This window comes from Massilia luteola (assembly GCF_034420155.1).
Classification (GTDB): Bacteria; Pseudomonadota; Gammaproteobacteria; order Burkholderiales; family Burkholderiaceae_D; genus Telluria; species Telluria luteola.
The window spans coordinates 118,850-137,124 of sequence record NZ_JAXOFN010000004.1; the positions used below are offsets into that span (position 1 = coordinate 118,850).

Consider the following 18,275-nt stretch of genomic DNA (forward strand, 5'->3'; position numbering starts at 1 on the left):
CCTGCTGCGCGTTGCACTTGCGGTCTGCGATGCGCGCTACGGTTTTGCGAGGTTCCCTTCAACAGGGCTCTTTGTCGAATTTGAGTGGATCATAGCCGAAATTCAACGCAACTTATCGTTTATAAAGATGAATTTCAGCAACTGACGTGGCGCAGCAACGGTCTCAGAACGCGTCGCCCGGCACGCGTACCCAGCCTTCCATCAGCACCCGGCTGCTGCGGCTCATGACGGCCTTCGTGACGACCCAGTCGCCGCCCTCCTGGCGTGCTTCTGCGCCGACGCGGAGCACGCCGGACGGATGGCCGAAGCGCACCGCCTCATGCGCGCGCCCGCCCGCGGCGAGGCTGACGAGCGTGCCCGGAATCGCGGCCGCCGTGCCGATGGCGACGGCCGCCGTGCCCATCATCGCGTGGTGCAGCTTGCCCATCGACAGGGCGCGCACGAGCAGGTCGACGTCGCCCGCCTCGACCCGCCTGCCGCTCGACGCCGTGTAGCCGGCGGGTGGTGCGACGAAGGCGACTTTCGGCGTGTGCTGGCGCAGCGCGGCCTCTTCCACGTGCTTGATCAACCCCATGCGCATCGCCCCGTAGGCGCGGATCGTCTCGAACATCGCCAGCGCTTTCGGGTCGCCGTTCACGGCGTCCTGCAGCTCCGTGCCCGTGTAGCCGATGTCGGCCGCATTGACGAAGATGGTCGAGATGCCGGCGTTGATCATCGTGGCTTTCAGTGTCCCGACGCCGGGCACGTCGAGGTCGTCGACCAGATGCCCGGTCGGGAACATCGCGCCGCCGCCATCCCCCTCGTCCGCGGCCGGGTCCATGAACTCCAGCTGGACCTCGGCCGCCGGGAACGTGACGCCATCGAGCTCGAAGTCGCCCGTCTCCTGGACCTGGCCGTTCGTGACGGGGACATGGGCGACGATCGTCTTGTGGATGTTCGCCTGCCAGATCCGCACGGTGACGATGCCGTTGTCCGGGATGCGCGCCGGATCGATGAAGCCGTTGGCGATGGCATACGGGCCGACCGCGGCCGACAGGTTGCCGCAGTTGCCGCTCCAGTCGACGAACGGCTTGTCGATGGCGACCTGGCCGAACAGGTAGTCGACGTCGTGGCCGGGCCGCGTGCCCGGCGCGACGATGACGGCCTTGCTCGTGCTGGACGTCGCGCCGCCCATGCCGTCGATCTGCTTGGCGTACGGGTCGGGGCTGCCGATCACGCGCAACAGCAGCTTGTCGCGCGCCGCGCCAGGGACCTGCGCCGCGTCGGGCAGGTCCTGCAGGCGGAAGAACACGCCTTTGCTGGTGCCACCGCGCATGTAGACGGCGGGGATCTTGATTTGGGGTACGTGAGTCATAAGAGTTTCCGTTTCCCCGTCGTTCCCGCCTGCGCGGGGGCGACGGTGTTTTTATGCCGCGACTTTGGAAGACGCGAGGAAGTCCTGCGCGAACCGCTGCAGCACCCCGCCCGCCTCGTAGATCGACACTTCCTCGGCCGTGTCGAGACGGCAGATGACCGGCACCTCGACGGTCTCGCCATCGCGCCGGTGGATCACGAGCGTCAGGGTCGCGCGCGGCGTGCGCTCGCCGACGACGTCGAACGTCTCCGTCCCGTCGATGCCCAGCGTGAGCCGCGTGGTCCCCGGCTCGAATTCCAGCGGCAGCACGCCCATGCCGACGAGGTTCGTGCGGTGGATGCGCTCGAAGCCCTCGGCCGCGATGGCTTCCACGCCGGCCAGCCGCACGCCCTTCGCCGCCCAGTCGCGCGACGAGCCCTGGCCGTAGTCCGCGCCGGCGATCACGATCAGCGGCTGCTTGCGTTCCATGTAGGTCTCGATCGCTTCCCACATGCGGGTCACGTTACCTTCCGGTTCGATGCGCGCGAGCGAACCGGCGCGCACGCTGCCGTCCGCGTTGCGCACCATCTCGTTCTTGAGGGTCGGGTTCGCGAACGTGGCGCGCTGCGCCGTCAGGTGGTCGCCGCGGTGCGTCGCGTACGAATTGAAGTCTTCTTCCGGCAGGCCCATCTTCGCGAGGTATTCGCCGGCCGCGCTGCTGCGCATGATCGCGTTCGACGGCGACAGGTGGTCCGTCGTGATGTTGTCGCCCAGGACCGCCAGCGGCCGCATGCCCGCCAGCGACCGTGCGCCCGCGAGCGCGCCTTCCCAATACGGCGGACGCCGGATGTAGGTACTCATCGGGCGCCAGTCGTACAGCGGCGACACCGCTTCATCGCCCGCTTCGCGGCGCGCGAACATGATGTCGTAGACCTTGCGGAACTGCTGCGGTTTCACGGCCCGCTCGACGACGGCGTCGATCTCCGCGTCGCTCGGCCAGATGTCGGCCAGCCGCACCGGCTTGCCGTCCGCGTCGGTGCCCAGCACGTCCTTCTCGATGTCGAAGCGGATCGTGCCCGCGATCGCATACGCGACGACGAGCGCCGGCGACGCGAGGAAAGCCTGCTTCGCATACGGGTGGATGCGGCCATCGAAATTGCGGTTGCCCGACAGGACCGCCGTCGTGTACAGGTCGCGTTCGACGATCTCCTGCTGGATCGCGGGGTCCAGCGCGCCCGACATGCCGTTGCACGTCGTGCAGGCGAAGGCGACGACGCCGAAGCCCAGCGTCTCCAGCTCCGGCAACAGCCCCGCTTCTTCCAGGTACAGCGGCACGGCCTTCGAGCCCGGCGCGAGGGACGACTTCACCCACGGCTTGCGCGCGAGCCCGCGCGCGTTCGCGTTGCGCGCGAGGAGGCCCGCGGCCACCATATTGCGCGGGTTGTTCGTGTTCGTGCAGCTCGTGATGGCCGCGATGATCACCGCGCCGTCCGGCATCTTGCCCGGTTCGTTCTCGACGACACCCGTGATGCCGTGCTGCGCCAATTCCGACGTCGCCACGCGCTTGTGCGGGTTCGACGGACCGGCGATGTTGCGCACGACGGTCGACAGGTCGAAGCGCAGCACGCGTTCGTACTGTGCATTGCGCAGCGTGTCGGCCCACAGCCCCGTTTCCTTCGCATACAGCTCGACCAGCTTCACGAGTTCATCGTCGCGGCCCGTCAGCCAGAGGTATTTGATGGTCTGCTCGTCGATGGCGAACATCGCGGCCGTGGCGCCGTATTCCGGAGCCATGTTGGAGATCGTCGCGCGGTCGCCCAGGGTCAGGTTCGCGGCGCCTTCGCCGTAGAACTCGAGGTAGGCGGACACCACTTTCGACTTGCGCAGGAATTCCGTCAGCGCCAGCACGGTGTCGGTCGCGGTGATGCCCTCGCCCGGCTTGCCGGCCAGTTCGACGCCGACGATGTCCGGCAGCCGCATGTACGACGCGCGGCCCAGCATCACGCTTTCCGCTTCCAGGCCGCCGACGCCGACGGCGATCACGCCCAGCGCATCCACCATCGGCGTGTGCGAGTCGGTGCCGACGAGTGTGTCCGGGAACGCGACGCCGTCCTTCACCTGCACGACGGGGCTCATGCGCTCCAGGTTGATCTGGTGCAGGATGCCGTTCCCCGGCGGGATCACGTCGACGTTCTCGAAGGCCTTGCGGGTCCATTCGATGAAGTCGAAGCGGTCTTCGTTGCGGCGGTCCTCGATGGCGCGGTTTTTCGTGAAGGCGTCCGGATCGAAGCCGCCGCATTCGACGGCGAGCGAGTGGTCGACGACCAGCTGCGTCGGCACGACCGGGTTCACCAGCGCCGGATTGCCGCCCTCCTGCGCGATGGCGTCGCGCAGGCCGGCCAGGTCGACGAGGGCCGTCTGGCCGAGGATGTCGTGGCAGACGACGCGCGCCGGGAACCACGGGAAATCGAGGTCGCGGCGGCGCTCGATGATCTGCTTCAGCGACGGCACCAGCGCGACCGGGTCGCAGCGGCGCACGAGGTTTTCGGCGAGGACGCGCGAGGTGTACGGGAGGGTGTCCCAGGCGCCGGGCTGGATGGCGTCGACGGCGGCGCGCGCGTCGAAGTAATGGAGGGCGGTGCCGTGCAGGGGTTTGCGGTAGTTGCTGTTCATGATGAGGAACCTCGTTAGACGGTATGTTTGCGAACCGTGGAATTGCTTGCGCCAGGCCGCGCCAACAGCACGTCGTCCCTGCGCAGGCAGGGATCCAATTTCAGTGCGCCGGCCCGCATCGTACTTGGGCCCCCGCCTCCGCGGGGGCGACGGTTTTGCGTTTCGGGTGTTACTTCCGCTCGGCCAGCGGCACGAACTGCAGGTCTTCCGGCCCGACGTAGTTCGCGCTCGGGCGGATGATCTTGTTGTCGATGCGCTGCTCGATGACGTGGGCCGACCAGCCCGACGTGCGCGAGATGACGAACAGCGGCGTGAACATCGCCGTCGGCACGCCCATCATGTGGTACGAGACGGCCGAGAACCAGTCGAGGTTCGGGAACATCTTCTTGACGTCCCACATCACGGACTCGAGGCGCTCGGCGATGTCGAACATCTTCATCGACCCGGCGCTGTGCGACAGCGTGCGCGCCACTTCCTTGATCACCTTGTTGCGCGGGTCGGCGATCGTGTAGACCGGGTGGCCGAAGCCGATCACGACTTCCTTGTTCGCCACGCGGTTGCGGATGTCGGCTTCCGCTTCGTCCGCGTTTTCGTAGCGCTTCTGGATGTCGAGCGCGACTTCGTTGGCGCCGCCGTGCTTCGGACCGCGCAGCGCGCCGATCGCGCCGGTAATGGCCGAATAGATGTCGGAACCGGTGCCGGCGACGACGCGCGCGGTGAACGTCGACGCGTTGAATTCGTGTTCGGCGTACAGGTTCAGGGACGTGTGCATCGCATTGACCCACTCGTCCGACGGCTTGGTACCGTGCAGCAGGTGCAGGAAGTGGCCGCCGATCGAGTCGTCGTCCGTCTCCACGTCGATGCGCTTGCCGTTATGGCTGTAGTGATACCAGTACAGCAGCATCGACCCGAACGACGCCATCAGCCGGTCGGCGATGTCGCGCGCGCCGGCGATGTTGTGGTCGTCCTTTTCCGGCAGCACGCAGCCGAGGACCGACGCGCCCGTGCGCATCACGTCCATCGGATGCGCGCCGGCCGGCAGCGCTTCCAGCGCGGCCTTCACCGCATGCGGCAGGCCGCGCAGCGATTTCAGCTTGGCCTTGTAGCCCTTCAGTTCCGCCGCATTCGGCAGCTTGCCGTGCACGAGCAGGTAGGCGATTTCCTCGAACTCGCTGTTGCCGGCGACGTCGAGGATGTCGTAGCCGCGGTAGTGCAGGTCGTTGCCGGAGCGGCCCACGGAGCACAGCGCGGTATTGCCGGCGGCGACGCCGGACAGTGCCACGGATTTTTTCGGTTTGAAGGTTGGGGTGTCGGTCTTCACGTCGGTCATCGCTCGGTTTCCTTTATTTGGATTTATTCTGGGCGAACAGCGCGTCGAGCTTCTGTTCGTAGCTGTGGTAGTCGATGCGCTCGTACAGTTCGGCGCGCGTCTGCATCGTGTCGACGACGTTCTTCTGCGTGCCGTCGCGGCGGATGGCTTCGTAGACGTTTTCGGCGGCCTTGTTCATGGCGCGGAACGCGGACAGCGGATACAGGACGATGTCGACGTCGGCGCCGCGCAGCTCTTCCACGGTGAACAGCGGCGTCGCGCCGAATTCCGTGATGTTGGCGAGGATCGGCACCTTCACCGCTTTCTTGAATTGCGCGTACATCTCCAGGCTCGTGATGGCTTCCGGGAAGATCATGTCGGCGCCCGCCTCCACGCAGGCGACCGCGCGCTCGACGGCCTTGTCGAGGCCTTCGACGGCCAGCGCATCGGTGCGCGCCATGATCACGAAGTTGTCGTCCGTGCGCGCGTCGACGGCGGCCTTGACGCGGTCGACCATCTCGCCCTGCGTGACGATCTCCTTGCCCGGACGGTGGCCGCAGCGCTTGGCGCCGACCTGGTCTTCGATGTGGCAGGCGCCCGCGCCGGCCTTGATCAGCGAGCGGACCGTCCGCGCGACGTTGAACGCCGACGCACCGAAGCCGGTGTCGATGTCGACGAGCAGCGGCAGGTCGCACACATCGGTGATGCGGCGCACGTCGATCAGCACGTCTTCCAGGCCGCTGATGCCGAGGTCGGGCAAGCCCAGCGACCCGGCCGCCACGCCGCCGCCGGACAAGTAGATGGCGCGGTAGCCGGCGCGCTTGGCCAGCAGGGCGTGATTGGCGTTGATGGCGCCGATGACCTGCAGCGGATGTTCTTCCTGGACGGCCTGGCGGAATTTGGCGCCGGCGGATTGTTGGCTCATGTCCTTACCTTTCTCGTAGCGGGTCTGTTGGATTATGGTCCATGCATTGCAAAGACCGTGCCAATCGTTGCCGAACGCGGACAGCCTGGATTTTCAAGGACTTGGGCCCGCGCGGCAAGCCCGGCCGTCGGCAATTCGTTGCAGGGCGTTTCAATATGAAACAGCGATGAAACAAGCGGGGCGATTGACACACCCCATGAAATTGAACAGACTTCGCGCGACCACTCATCACCGGGGAGACCATGTTCAGACACCCATCCAGGCTGTGCGCCCTGCTGCCGGCCGGCCTGTCCATCGCCACGCCCGCCGGCGCCGCCGGCCCGGACAGCCGCGCGGACGCGGTCAAGATCATCGCCGACATGCGCCGCATCGTCACCCCGCACGGCGTCGAGGAGACGCGGGCCGTGCGCATCGGCGGCATCGACCAGTGGATCAGCGTGCGCGGCACGGACCTGCGCAATCCCGTGCTGCTGATGCTGCACGGCGGTCCGGGTTATGTGTCGATGCCGACGAGCTGGTACTTCCAGCGCGGCTGGGAAGAATATTTCACGGTCGTGCAGTGGGACCAGCGCGGCGCCGGCAAGACCTATGCGGCCAACGATCCGGCCAAGGTCGCGCCGACGATGACCCGCGCGCGCATGCTGCTCGATGCCGAGGAGATGGTGGCGTGGCTGCGCAAGGAATTCGGCAAGGACCGCATCTTCGTGCTCGGCCACTCGTGGGGCTCGTCGCTCGGCATCCAGCTGGCGCGGCGCCATCCGGACTGGCTGCACGCGTACATCGGCCTGGCCCAGATCACCGACGGCATGGAGAGCGAGCGCCGCGGCTGGCAGTTCGCGATGGATGCGGCCAGACGCGAGGGCAATGCACAGGCCATCCGCGACCTGGAATCGATCGCGCCGTACGCCGCGCCGGGCAAGCCGCTCGTGCTCAAGGATTTATATTTGCAGCGCAAATGGCTCGCACGCTACGGCGGCGCCGTGTACGGCCGGACGGACTTCGACGCGGAATCGGCGGCCACGAAGCTGGCGCCGGAATACACGGATGCCGACCTGAAGACCATGTGGGAAGGCACGGATTTCTCGAGCAGCCGCATGCTGACGGACGTGCTCACGCAGGACTTCAGCGTCTACACGACGTTCGACTGCCCGATCGTCATCTTCAACGGCCGGCACGACTACAACGTCTCGTCGTCCGCGACGGCGGAATGGTTCGCGAAGGTGAAGGCGCCGTCGAAGCAGCTCGTGTGGTTCGAGAACTCGGCGCACGAGATGTTCAATGAGGAGCCGGGCAAGACGCTGATCTCGCTCGTGCGCTACGCGCGGCCGTTCGCGGAAAAGGCCGGGGACGTGGCGCCGTAAACGAAAAGACCCGCACGCGGCGGGTCGAATTCTCGTGTGCACGTTTCATTTGAGGCCCCCGGCCTCAAATGCCCGCCCTACGTCAAGGCGAACCAACGGCGGGCTCCCCCAAGCCCGCCGTTTTTGCGTCGACCAACATCATCGCAAACCGTAGGGCGGGCTCCCCGAGCCGCGGTTGCGTGCATCAACCCGTCAATGCGCCGATGCGGTCGAGGCACCGATACCGGTCTCGGAACGCACTTCCTGCGCCTCGAAGCCGGCCTTGTCGATCGCGGCACGCGGGCTCTTGTCCGTGACCGAGAACAGCCAGACGCCGACGAAGCCCACGGTCATCGAGAACAGCGCCGGCGAGGTGTACGGGAAGATCGCGGCCGTGTTGTGGAACACGTCGACCCACACCGATTTCGACACCACGGTCAGCCCCACGGCCGTGGCCAGGCCCAGGAAGCCGCCCACGGTCGCGCCGCGGGTCGTGCACTTGCTCCACAGGACCGACATGAACAGCACCGGGAAGTTGGCCGAGGCAGCGATCGCGAAGGCCAGCGACACCATGAACGCGACGTTGACCTTCTCGAACACGATACCCAGCAGCACGGCGGCGATGCCCAGGCAGACCGTCGTGATCTTCGACACGCGCAGTTCGCTGCCCGGGGCCGGCTGGCCCTTCTTGATCACGGTGGCATACAGGTCGTGCGACACGGCCGAGGCGCCGGACAGGGTCAGGCCGGCCACGACGGCCAGGATGGTCGCGAAGGCCACGGCCGAGATGAAGCCGAGGAAGACGTCGCCGCCGACCGCGTTCGCGAGGTGCACGGCCGCCATGTTGTTACCGCCCAGCAGCTTGCCGGCGGCGTCCTTGAAGGCCGGGTTGGTGCTCACCAGGACGATCGCGCCGAAGCCGATGATGAAGGTCAGGATGTAGAAGTAGCCGATCCAGGTGGTGGCCCACAGCACCGACTTGCGCGCTTCCTTGGCGTTCGGGACGGTGAAGAAGCGCATCAGGATGTGCGGCAGGCCGGCCGTGCCGAACATCAGCGCCATGCCGAGCGAGATGCCGGATATGGGGTCCTTGATGAAGCCGCCCGGGCCCATGATCGCATCATGCTTGGTGTGCACTTCGACGGCCTTGGCGAACAACGCTTCCGGGCTGAAGTTGTACATGGCCAGCACGGAGAACGCCATGAACGTGGCGCCGGCCAGCAGCATCACGGCCTTGATGATCTGCACCCAGGTGGTCGCGGTCATGCCGCCGAACAGCACGTAGACCATCATCAGGACGCCCACGATCACGACGGCGATCCAGTAGTCCAGGCCGAACAGCAGCTTGATCAGCTGGCCCGCGCCGACCATCTGCGCGATCAGGTAGAACAGCACGGTGACCAGGGTGCCCGATGCCGCGAACATGCGCACCGGCTTCTGGGCGAAGCGGTAGGCGGCCACGTCGGCGAACGTGAACCGGCCCAGGTTGCGCAGGCGCTCGGCCATCAGGAACGTGATGACGGGCCAGCCGACGAGGAAGCCGATCGCATAGATCAGGCCGTCGAAGCCGTTCGCGAACACGGCGGCGGAAATGCCCAGGAACGAGGCGGCCGACATGTAGTCGCCGGCGATCGCCAGGCCGTTCTGGAAGCCGGTGATGCCGCCGCCGGCCGTGTAGAAGTCGGAGGCGGAGCGGGTGCGCTTGGCGGCCCACTTCGTGATGAACAGGGTGAAGATCACGAACACGACGAACATGCCGATCGCCGTGTAGTTGGTGGCCTGCTTGGTGGCCTGGCCCAGGTCGGGCGACGCGAGCGCGGCGCCGGTGGCGGCCAGCAGGGCCGCGGCGGCGGCACTGCGGATGAGGGTTGTCGTCTTCATGCGCTGACCTTTTCCTTGCCGGCGGCGGCGTTGCGTTGGATGGCGTCGGTCAGCGCGTCGAATTCATTGTTGGCGCGGCGCACGTACATGCCGGTGATCGCGATCGTGAACAGGATCACGAACAGGCCGAGCGGCACGGCCCACGACATGACGCCGGACCCGATCTTCGAGGCCATGAACCCCTTGTCGAACGCGTTCAGCAGCGTGAAGCCGTAGTACACGATCATCACGGCCCAGGTCAGCATCCAGCCGTAGCGGGAGCGGGTCCGGACGAGCTTCTGGTAATTGGGGTCGCTCTTGACCCGCTGGACAATATCATCTTCCACTTTTGTCTCCGTTTTTTAGTCATACGCCGTTCAGGTTGACGGGCTGATATCGATCCTAAGTGGGCCGCCTTACCCGATTCTTACGGCAGGCGGAAATGTTTACGCTCAACAGTTTCAGCGTGAAACAAAAATGGAACATCGGTTGCACCTTCGGTTACACTTGCAACATGAGTTATCCCACCCGCCCCGCGCCCGCGCCGGACCAGGGCGCCGGCAAGCCCGTGATCTGGACGGTGTCCGTGTCGCGCCTGTCCGACCTGTTCCGCCACATCACCCCCGACTACGACCACCTGGCCCACATCGAAGCGCTGCATTTGGGCTTCGACGAGGCCGCGCGCCACATCCGCGAGCGCATGGCGACGGAACATTGCGACGTCGTGATCGCGGCCGGGTCGAACGCGGCGTACCTGAAGGGACGCGTGTCGGTGCCGGTCGTCGTCGCCACCGCGAGCGGGTTCGACGTCATGCAAGCGCTGGCGCGCGCGCGGCGCATCTCCGCGCGCATCGGCTTCGTCCACTACCAGCGACCCGTGGCCGAGCTGGCCGAGTTCACGGCCACGTTCACTCTCGCCGTCGAACAGCGCACCTATGTCACGGAAGACGACGCGCGCGCCAGCATCGCCGAGCTCAAGGCGGCCGGGGTCGAGGTGATCGTCGGCGCCGGGCTGATCGTCGACCTGGCCGAGGAAGCGGGCCTGACGCCCGTCTTCGTGTACTCGCTCGAGTCGATCCGGCGCGCCTTCGACGACGCCCTCGAGATGGCGCGCCTGACCCGGCTCGAAAGCGGCCGCGGACGCCGCGCCGCCGCCGACGACAGCCGCCGCGCGCGGCGCGGCCTCGCCGACCTGCGCGGCGAATCGCCCGCCATGGAGCGGCTGCGCCAGACCGTCGTGCTGTACGCGCGCTCGCCGGCGACGGTACTGATCCAGGGCGAGACGGGCAGCGGCAAGGAACTCGTCGCCCAGGCCATCCATCGCGAGAGCCCGCGGCGCGGGGCGGACCGGCCGTTCGTCGCCGTCAACTGCGGCGCGATCGCCGAGTCGCTGCTGGAATCGGAACTGTTCGGCCACGAGGAAGGCGCGTTCACGGGCGCGCGCCGCGGCGGCCACGCGGGCCTGTTCGAGGCGGCCGACGGCGGCACCTTGTTCCTCGACGAGATCGGCGAAATGCCGCTCGCGCTGCAGACGCGCCTGTTGCGCGTGCTCGAGGAGCGCGAAGTGATGCGCGTGGGCGGCACGCGCCCGGTCCCCATCGACGTGCGCGTGATCAGCGCCACGCACTGCGACCTGGAGGCGAGAGTACGCGAAGGCCGCTTCCGCGCCGACCTGTTCTACCGCCTGGCGGTGCTGCGCCTCGCCCTGCCCCCGCTGCGCGAACGCCGCGCGGACATCCCGCCGCTCGCCGAATGGGCGCTCAAGAACGCCCTCGCCGCGCTGAGCGCGCGGCCGCATCCGAACCTGACGGCGGAAATCGCGGCCTGTGCCCCGCTGCTGCAGTCCTATGCCTGGCCGGGCAATGTGCGCGAACTGCGCAACCTGATGGAACGCCTCGCGCTGTTCCTCGCGGCTGAGCCGCTGCAGGCGCTGACGCCGGCGTTCTTGCTGTCGGTGGCGCCGGAACTCGGCGCGCCGCTGACCGGGCCCGCCATCGCGCCTGCCATCGCGCCGCCGCCCGCCGCCCCGGCGCGCGACACCGTGGCCGACGTGCTGGCGCGCGACACCGTGGCCGACGTGCTGGCGCGCTTCGACGGCCAGCGCGACGCGGCCGCGCGCTACCTGGGCATCAGCCGGACGACGTTGTGGCGGCGGCTCAAGGCGGGGAACTGAGATCCCGGGCGTTCGCGACCGTCCGCAGTGTCTGCAACCCGGTCGTTAAGTCACCCACGCCCGACGCCGGTTCGATCAGACTGCTACGCCTCGACGTCGCAGAGCCGGTCGCGCCCCGCGGACTTTGCCTGATAAAGCCGGCGGTCGATCCGGTCGAGGAAGACATTGCGGTCGTCCTCGGCGCCGGGAACGATGGTACCGATGCCCATGCTGACGGTCACCAGCCGGCCGACACCCGAACGGGCATGCGGAATCTCTTCTTGCCGCAGCAGCTTGCGGCAGCGCTCGGCCTTGTTACGAGCGGCGTCCGCGTCCGTGCCCGGCAACAGCAGGACGAACTCCTCGCCGCCGAGGCGCGCACACAGGTCGCCCGGATGCGACGCGGCCGCGTCCAGGGCCTGGGCCACGCGGCGCAAGCACTCGTCCCCCTGCATGTGACCATAGTGATCGTTGTACTGCTTGAAATAATCGATGTCGATGATGACGAGCGACAGCGGGTGCCCGGTGTCGCGCGCCTTGGCCCATTCCACCGGATAGAGCGTGTCGAACATGCGCCGGTTGGCGACACCGGTCAGGCTGTCGCGGAAGGACAGAAGCTCGAGCTCGCGCTGCAGTTGCAGGATCTTGTCTTCGGCCTGTTTCCGCGCCGTGATGTCGAACATGAAGCCGACCAGGGAGTCGACGCTGCCGTCCGGGCGGCGTACCACATGCACCACGTCCCGGATCCAGACATAGTCGCCCTGGCGCGTGACGGCCCGGTAGTCCGCCTCGTGGTCGACACCCTGCTGCGACTGCGCCACACAGAAATCGACCGTCTTCTGGCGATCTTCCTCGTGGATGCGATCGGCCCAGTCGTTCACGGACACCCAGCTTGCCGGGCTCCATCCCAGCAGCGCTTCGATTTGCGGACCGATGTAGGTAAAGCGCATCGTGGCCCAGTCGATTCGCCACGGGATCGCCCTGGTCGATTCCAGCAAGGTGCGGTACACGCCGGGATCGTCGCACGCGACGGGCTGGAAATCGGGAGGTAAAGGCGTCATGACATGTAGGCGGTCGAAATGGCAACCATTGTGTGCCGAGCGTACCGTCTTTCGTCAAGAGAAAAAGCGCGGGGGCTGCGACTCAGCGCCGTCGCTTCAGGGTCCAATAACAGTAAAACGGCATCGTGACGCCCAACTGCCCGTCGGGCAGCGGCCTGACCGCGACGCGGTTCGAGTCCCACCGCATCCAGGAAGGTGTGTTCTGGGTATAGAACCGGGTGCCGTTTTGTTCGACAAGCCGAATGAATTTCATCGAACCGAGGAAGGATCGAAGCGCATCGCGTGACAGTTCGTCGACGACACCATGCACCGGCAAGCACATCAAGACCGACGGGAGCATGCCGATACATGCGCCGGTCAATGTGATTCGCAAGTCCTCCCGGTCCATGAGTGAAAACAGCAAGACGATTTCTCGCAAACTCAGGACGCCCGCAACAATGACGGCGACAATTGCCCAGTCGCGCGCCGAGGCGAGCGGAGCAAATCCAATCGACTGTTTCTGAAAAAAACGCTTCTTCATCATGCTTCCGAAAATACCGAAGTTCGCAGCGTACACGGTTCGGCGGCCCGATAATGCACACAAAGTCACAACGGCCGCTTTTGGCCGAGAATTGTCTGTCCACATTGCGTCAGCCGTTTCGCATTCGACGCCCGACACCACGCAGTGATATTCTCCAGTCCATGCATAACACACCCACCCTATCCGGCTCGATCGCAGCCATGTCGCTGGCCGCAGTCTTCATCGGCAGCGCCTCTGCCGCCACCTTGTCCGTCGGCCCCGGGAAAACCTTTTCCGCACCGTGCGCGGCCATCGCCGCGGCCCGCGACGGCGACACGATCGAGATCGAAGGCGGCACCACGTATAAAGGCGACGCCTGCAAGATCGCCGGCAACAAGCTGACTATCCGCGGCGTGAACGGCCGCCCGCGGATCGACGCCGCCGGCAAGGAAAACAGCGGCAAGGGCACCTGGGTCGTCACCGGCAACGACGTCGTCGTCGACAACGTCGAGATGTACGGCGCCAAGGTAGCCGACCAGAACGGTGCGGCGCTGCGCCTGGAAGGCACCAACTTCACGCTGCGCAACAGCTTCCTGCACGATAACGAGAACGGCATACTCAGCAACCGCAACGAGAACAGCGACATACTGATCGAATACACCGAGTTCGGGCACAACGGCTTCGGCGGCGCCGGCCAGACGCACAACCTGTACATCGGCAAGGTCAAGAGCCTGACCTTCCGCTACAGCTATTCGCACGATGCGAACGTCGGCCACAACCTGAAGTCGCGCGCGATGACGAACACGATCGTCTACAGCCGCTTCTCGAGCACGAATCCCGGCGAGAAAGGCAGCACGGCCTCGGGCCAGCCGAGCTACGAGATCGACCTCCCGAGCGCGGGCACATCCTACGTCATCGGCAACGTCATCGAGCAGCCGGCCGCCAATCAAAATCCGGCGATCGTCGCATACGGCGAGGAAGGGCCGACCAATCCGTCCCAGGACCTGTACTTCGTCAATAACACGGTGGTCAACGAGTTTGCCGGCGGCACCTTCCTGTTCGTGAGCGGCAAGGTATCGACGCCCGCGCTCATCCAGAACAATATTTTCGTCGGCGAAGGCGCATTGAGCACGCAGGCCACTGCGGTACTGAAGAACAATTATCGTGCGTTCGCAGCAGGCGCCGTCGACCATGCCACCGACAGCCTGCGGCGTTTTGCCAGCGCGCTCGTGATCGACGCGGGCGCCGACCCGGGCAGGTCGGCCGCCGGCGTCCCACTGGCGCCTACCGGGCAGTACAAGGACGTCGCGTCGGGCGAGGAACGTCCCGTGGCCGGCGCGCTCGACGTCGGCGCGTATGAGCAACCGGGCGCCAGGGCCAGCGCGAAACCGGTCACCTGGACCGAATGCGCCGCCGAAGGCAAGTCCTGCCACTTCAGCGGCACGCGTGAAGTGCGTTTCGGCGGCAAGGGGCTGTACACCTCGAAGATCGTGACCACATCGACGCCCTGCACGACCGCGGCGTTCGGCGACCCGGCCCATGCCCTCGCCAAGACCTGCAGCTATGCCAGCGTCACGACGGCGGCGCCGGCCGCGGTACGGAAAACCGCGGCTGTCGGCGCCTGGACGCCTTGCGCCGGTGAGGGCGCGATTTGCCAGCTCAGCGGCACCAATCGCGTGCGTTACGGTACCGAAACCGAAAACGTGACCAAGGTATTCACGGGCCCCGTCACCTGCTCGAACGCCAGCTTCGGCGACCCCGCCCACGGTTCACTCAAGACGTGCAGCTTTCGCCCCGCTCGTTGAGCACCTCGGCACCGTGGACAAGCACTGCCCGGCGCGGGGTGGTTGCTCGACGCGGCCCCTGGGACTGTGCTGGACGGCGCCGGCGTCATGAAACGGACATCGTAATTACCTTGAGTTCGTGGACCGCAGCAATCGCTGCGTAAGAATGAACAGTAGCCAAGCTTGAGCCAAACCGCAGAGGATCAAATAGCCGATTTGAGCGAACGGCAGCGAAAAGATGTCCGGCCAGTTTTTATACCGAAGGTCAAGGGAACAGGACAGGGGTCTTGGCTAAAAAGCGACCTGGTCTTCTGCAAATTTGAACGTCCGCTCCTGGTCCGATTGCGGACTGTGGACGCCCCCCAGTGTACGAGCTCGTTGCTCCCACAGCAAGCAAGCGGCTTTTGCCACACGTTCCCCGATCGACCCACCACGCGTATGCCAGGTCCGCCTTAACGCGGCCCAACCCACACGCGCGCGAAAAGCCGTATTATTATTTTTTTACTACGGCCTGGTGCCCGATCGGTGCCAGCTTTTCGCACGCGGCGCTCACGAGGCGCGCGCACGGGCCCGGCGATATGCCGCGGTGCGCCCGCCCGTTCACACGGAGGCAATATGCAAGACTTGTCGCAAGCTGCACTGTTTTCTCTGATCGGCAATACCCCGATGGTGGAAGTCACCCGCATGGACACCGGCCCCTGCCGCCTGTTCCTCAAGCTCGAGTCCCAGAACCCCGGCGGCTCCATCAAGGACCGCGTCGGCCGCGCCATGATCGAGGCGGCGGAACGCGACGGGCGCCTGCAGCCGGGCGGCACCGTCGTCGAAGCGACGGCCGGCAACACTGGCCTCGGCCTCGCCCTCGTCGCGCGCATCAAGGGGTATCGCGTCGTGCTCGTCGTGCCGGACAAGATGGCCTCCGAAAAAATCCTGCACCTGAAGGCGCTCGGCGCCGAAATCCACCTCACCCGTTCCGACGTCGGCAAGGGGCATCCCGAGTACTACCAGGACTACGCGGCCCGGCTCGCGCGCGAGATCCCCGGCGCCTGGTTCGCCGACCAGTTCAACAATCCCGCCAACCCGCAAGCCCACGAGACCACGACGGCCCCCGAGATCTGGGACCAGATGCGCCACGAGCTGGACGCCATCGTCGTCGGCGTGGGCTCGTCCGGCACGCTGACCGGCCTGTCGCGCTTCTTCGCGCGCGTGCAGCCCGACGTGGAATTCGTGCTGGCCGACCCGCAGGGCTCGATCCTGGCCGACTACGTCAGGACCGGCAAGGTGAGCGACGTCTCCGGCTCGTGGGCCGTGGAAGGCATCGGCGAGGACTTCATCCCGTCCATCGCCGACATGTCGCGCGTAAAAACGGCGTATTCGATCAGCGACGAGGAGAGCTTCAACACGGCGCGCGACCTGCTGCGCCAGGAAGGGATCCTGGCCGGCTCGTCGACCGGCACCCTGCTCGCGGCCGCACTGCGCTTTTGCCGGGCGCAGACGACGCCGAAACGCGTCGTGACCTTCGTGTGCGACACGGGCACGCGCTACCTGACGAAGGTGTACAGCGACGGCTGGATGGTCGACCAGGGCCTGCTGCACCGTCCCCGCATGGGCGATCTGCGCGACCTGATCGGGCGCCGCTTCGACGACGGCGAAGTCGTGACCGTCGCCCCGTCCGACACCTTGCTGACCGCCTTCAACCGCATGCGCAGCGCCGACCTCGCGCAGATGCCGGTGGTGGAGCGCGGCAAGCTCGTCGGCCTGATCGACGAATCCGACCTGCTCCTGCACGTGACGAACGAACGCGAGCGCTTCAAGGCGCCCGTCTCCGGTACGATGACGTCCGACCTGCAGACGCTGGCGCCGTCCGCCGGCATGCAGCAGCTGCGCGACATCCTCGACCGCGGCCTGACCGCCGTCATCGCCGACGGCGACCAGTTCTACGGCCTGATCACCCGCTTCGACCTTCTCAACCACCTGCGCCGGACCCTGACGTGAGGAATCCTGTGAGCCATCCAGACGACACCCAAAAACGCCATATCGCCACGCGCGTGATCCACGGCGGCCAGGCTCCCGACCCGGCCACCGGCGCCGTGATGCCGCCCATTTACGCGACCTCGACCTTTGCCCAGGAAAGCCCGGGCGTGCACAAGGGGCTGGACTACGGCCGCTCCCACAACCCCACGCGCTGGGCGCTAGAGCGCTGCGTGGCCGACATCGAAAGCGGCGGCGCCGCGTATGCGTTCGCGTCCGGCCTCGCGGCCATCGCGGCCGTGCTCGAACTGCTGCCGGCCGGTTCCCACATCGTGGCCGGCGACGACATGTATGGCGGCACCTACCGTTTATTCGAACGCGTGCGCCGCGTGAGCGCCGGCCACGAGTTCACCTACGTCGACTTGACGGACCCGCTCGCGCTGGCGAACGCGCTGCGGCCGGAGACCAAGATGGTGTGGGTCGAAACACCGACGAACCCGATGCTCAAGCTCGCCGACCTGCACGCGATCGCGCAACAATGCCGCGGGCGCGGCGTGATGACGGTGTGCGACAACACGTTCGCGAGTCCCATCAACCAGCGGCCGCTGGAACTGGGCATCGACATCGTCGTGCACTCCACCACCAAGTACATGAACGGCCACTCCGACGTCATCGGCGGCATCGCCGTCGTCGGCGGCCACGCGCACCAGCAGGCCTGGCGCGAACGCCTCGGCTTCATCCAGAACGCCGTCGGCGCCATCCAGGGACCGTTCGACAGCTTCCTCGTGCTCAGGGGGATCAAGACGCTGGCGCTGCGCGTCGAACGCAGCAACGCCAACGCGCTCGACCTGGCGCAGTGGCTGCAGGGCCAGGCCAAGGTCCGGCACGTCTACTACCCGGGCCTCGCCGCGCATCCCCAGCATGAACTGGCGCGGCGCCAGATGCACGGCTACGGCGGCATCATCTCCATCGACCTCGACACCGACATCGCCGGCGCCCGCCGCTTCCTCGAACAGTGCGAGGTGTTCACGCTGGCCGAGAGCCTCGGCGGCGTCGAGAGCCTGATCGAGCATCCGGCCATCATGACGCATGCGACGATTCCGGCGGAGCAGCGCGCGCGGCTGGGGATCGGCGATGGGTTGATCCGGCTGTCGGTCGGGATCGAGCATGTCGACGACCAGCGGGCAGACCTGGCGCGGGCGTTGGCCGCTATTTGAAAACCGTCGTCCCTGCGCAGGCAGGACCCAATGTTGCGTGTGCCGCGGCGATGCACGCAATACTTGGGTTCCCGCCTGCGCGGGAACGGCGGTAAGGATGGCTGCGGCCACTCAGGCATACAATCACGCCGCTACGTCGGCATACGATGGCGCC

13 protein-coding genes are annotated in these 18,275 nt (G+C 66.4%); 5 read left to right on the forward strand and 8 right to left on the reverse strand.

The features are described 5' to 3' along the window. Positions 1–163: 163 nt before the first annotated feature. The 4 genes from prpF to prpB all read right to left on the reverse strand — a co-directional run bounded on the left by prpF (position 164) and on the right by prpB (position 6,240). Complete coding sequence (gene prpF / locus U9J41_RS07205; protein WP_322401405.1) at positions 164–1,354, reverse strand: 2-methylaconitate cis-trans isomerase PrpF; 1,191 nt, start codon at positions 1,352–1,354, stop codon at positions 164–166. Positions 1,355–1,405: 51 nt separating this feature from the next. Then, positions 1,406–4,006 (reverse strand): Fe/S-dependent 2-methylisocitrate dehydratase AcnD, encoded by a 2,601-nt coding sequence (gene acnD, locus U9J41_RS07210; protein ID WP_322401406.1) that lies wholly within the window; start codon positions 4,004–4,006, stop codon positions 1,406–1,408. Positions 4,007–4,175: 169 nt separating this feature from the next. Continuing rightward, a complete protein-coding gene (gene prpC, locus U9J41_RS07215) occupies positions 4,176–5,336 on the reverse strand; it encodes a bifunctional 2-methylcitrate synthase/citrate synthase (protein WP_322401408.1) in 1,161 nt (386 codons plus the stop codon). Positions 5,337–5,349: 13 nt separating this feature from the next. Next, a complete protein-coding gene (gene prpB / locus U9J41_RS07220) occupies positions 5,350–6,240 on the reverse strand; it encodes a methylisocitrate lyase (RefSeq protein ID WP_322401410.1) in 891 nt (296 codons plus the stop codon). Between the two features lie 242 nt (positions 6,241–6,482). On the opposite strand from prpB, the gene U9J41_RS07225 reads away from it, so the two are divergent. After that, a complete protein-coding gene (locus U9J41_RS07225) occupies positions 6,483–7,601 on the forward strand; it encodes an alpha/beta hydrolase (protein ID WP_322401412.1) in 1,119 nt (372 codons plus the stop codon). A 192-nt stretch (positions 7,602–7,793) separates the two neighbouring features. Here U9J41_RS07225 and U9J41_RS07230 read toward each other — a convergent pair whose 3' ends face one another. Next, a complete protein-coding gene (locus U9J41_RS07230) occupies positions 7,794–9,461 on the reverse strand; it encodes a cation acetate symporter (RefSeq protein ID WP_322401413.1) in 1,668 nt (555 codons plus the stop codon). Continuing rightward, positions 9,458–9,787: a DUF485 domain-containing protein gene (locus U9J41_RS07235; RefSeq protein WP_322401414.1), complete on the reverse strand. Its 330-nt coding sequence runs from the start codon at positions 9,785–9,787 to the stop codon at positions 9,458–9,460. Before U9J41_RS07235 ends, U9J41_RS07230 begins: the two co-directional genes overlap by 4 nt. A gap of 167 nt (positions 9,788–9,954) precedes the next feature. On the opposite strand from U9J41_RS07235, the gene prpR reads away from it, so the two are divergent. Beyond that, positions 9,955–11,613 carry a propionate catabolism operon regulatory protein PrpR gene (gene prpR, locus U9J41_RS07240; RefSeq protein ID WP_322401416.1) on the forward strand — a complete coding sequence of 553 codons (1,659 nt, stop codon included), beginning with the start codon at positions 9,955–9,957 and terminating at the stop codon, positions 11,611–11,613. Positions 11,614–11,696: 83 nt separating this feature from the next. Here the strand turns inward: prpR and U9J41_RS07245 are convergent, their stop codons facing one another. Then, entirely contained in the window at positions 11,697–12,653 is a 957-nt protein-coding gene (locus tag U9J41_RS07245) for a sensor domain-containing diguanylate cyclase (RefSeq protein ID WP_322401417.1), read from the reverse strand. Between the two features lie 82 nt (positions 12,654–12,735). After that, positions 12,736–13,173, reverse strand: coding sequence for a hypothetical protein (locus U9J41_RS07250; protein ID WP_322401419.1), 438 nt, complete (start codon positions 13,171–13,173; stop codon positions 12,736–12,738). Positions 13,174–13,373: 200 nt separating this feature from the next. Here U9J41_RS07250 and U9J41_RS07255 point away from each other — a divergent pair, with 200 nt between their 5' ends. The 3 genes from U9J41_RS07255 (at position 13,374) to U9J41_RS07265 (ending at position 18,121) form a co-directional block, all read left to right on the forward strand. Continuing rightward, entirely contained in the window at positions 13,374–14,957 is a 1,584-nt protein-coding gene (locus tag U9J41_RS07255; protein WP_322401421.1) for a right-handed parallel beta-helix repeat-containing protein, read from the forward strand. A 594-nt stretch (positions 14,958–15,551) separates the two neighbouring features. After that, positions 15,552–16,928: a cystathionine beta-synthase gene (locus tag U9J41_RS07260; protein WP_322401422.1), complete on the forward strand. Its 1,377-nt coding sequence runs from the start codon at positions 15,552–15,554 to the stop codon at positions 16,926–16,928. Between the two features lie 8 nt (positions 16,929–16,936). Next, the gene (locus U9J41_RS07265) at positions 16,937–18,121 is read left to right on the forward strand and encodes a trans-sulfuration enzyme family protein (protein ID WP_322401424.1); all 1,185 of its coding nucleotides are present in this window, start codon (positions 16,937–16,939) and stop codon (positions 18,119–18,121) included. Positions 18,122–18,275: the final 154 nt, after the last annotated feature.